Origin of the sequence: Thiolapillus sp. (assembly GCF_048562965.1) — a bacterium.
Taxonomy (GTDB): Bacteria; Pseudomonadota; Gammaproteobacteria; order Chromatiales; family Chromatiaceae; genus Thiolapillus; species Thiolapillus brandeum_A.
Genome location: NZ_JBHNMF010000817.1, coordinates 1 through 1,310, shown reverse-complemented (window position 1 = coordinate 1,310; position 1,310 = coordinate 1). Strand labels below are relative to the sequence as shown.

Below are 1,310 nucleotides of genomic sequence, written 5' to 3'. Positions count from 1 at the left end.
GTCGGGTATGACCGGAACCGTTACAGTGTACCGGCGGAACATGCGGGCCAGGGCGTGTTCCTGCGTGCCACGGCCACCCGGATCAAGATCGTTCAGGAAGGCAAGACCCTGGCCTGCCATGCGCGCTGCTTTGGCCGGGAACAGCAGATCCTCAATCCCTGGCATTACCTGCCCGTGCTGGAGCGCAAACCCGGCGCCTTGCGTAATGGCGCCCCCTTTGTGCAGTGGAACCTGCCCTCACCGGTGCGCAAGGTCAGGGATCATCTGCTCAAACAGGACAAAGGCGACCGCGCCTTTGTCGAGATCCTGTTGGCCATGAAGACCCATGGCAGCGAGTTGCTGAGCGTGGCCTGTGAGCTGGCCCTGGAGCACAAGACCCTCAATGCCGCCGTGGTGCTCAACCACGTCAATCGGCTCAAAGCCCCCCCGCCGGTCAGAGAAAACCCGGTTCCCGGCCACCTGCGCCTGCAACAGGAGCCGCAAGCCAACTGCAGCCGGTATGACCGCCTGAGGGAGGTGCGTCATGGCCAGTGAACTGATTCCCGCGCTCAAGCAACTGAAGCTCTATGGCATGGCTGCCGCCTGCGAGGAACTGCTGGGCGAACGTCCCCGCTAGGCCAAAGACCCGGTGATGTGGCTGGAAAAGCTCATTGAGGCGGAACGGGTCGACCGGCAGGTTCGATCGCTCAATTATCAGCTGCGAATCGCCCGCTTTCCCATTCGTCGTGAACTCGACAGCTTTGAATGGGCGGAATCGAATGTGGATCAGGCCACCTTTGAAACCCTGGCAGAAGGCCACTTCACATCACAGGCCCACAATCTCATCCTGGTAGGCGGTACCGGCACGGGGAAAACCCACCTGGCCACGGCCCTGGGTATAGCGGTGATCCATCGTGGCCAGCGGGTTCGCTTCTTCAATGTCGTGGATCTGGTGAGTCGCCTGGAACAGGAAAAGGCCAATGGCCAGTCCGGCAAAATCATTCGCCAGCTGTTACAGGTGGATCTGGTGATCCTCGATGAACTGGGGTATCTGCCGTTCCCGGAGTCTGGCGGTGCTTTGCTGTTCCACCTAGTCAGCCAGCTCTATGAACGCACCAGTCTGATCATCACCACCAATCTGTCCTTCTCCGAATGGGTGCAGGTCTTTACCGATGCCAAGATGACGACTGCCATGCTCGACCGCATCACCCATCACTGCGACATTATCGAAACCGGCAATGAATCCTACCGGTTCAAACACCGCAATCAGGCCTCTTAGCCTGGTCAAAATTGCACGCTGATAACTGGTCAATTTTGGATGCTGTTTGACA

1 protein-coding gene and 1 pseudogene are annotated in these 1,310 nt (G+C 58.9%); both read left to right on the top strand.

Annotated elements, in window-relative coordinates:
* Positions 1 to 534 (top strand): Mu transposase domain-containing protein (locus ACOCD2_RS20335; protein WP_419582391.1); only part of this gene is annotated, 534 nt, incomplete at its 5' end.
* Positions 524 to 1,258, top strand: a pseudogene (gene istB / locus ACOCD2_RS20330) (IS21-like element helper ATPase IstB). The gene ACOCD2_RS20335 and the pseudogene istB, both read left to right, overlap by 11 nt.
* The last annotated feature ends 52 nt before the right edge of the window (positions 1,259 to 1,310 follow it).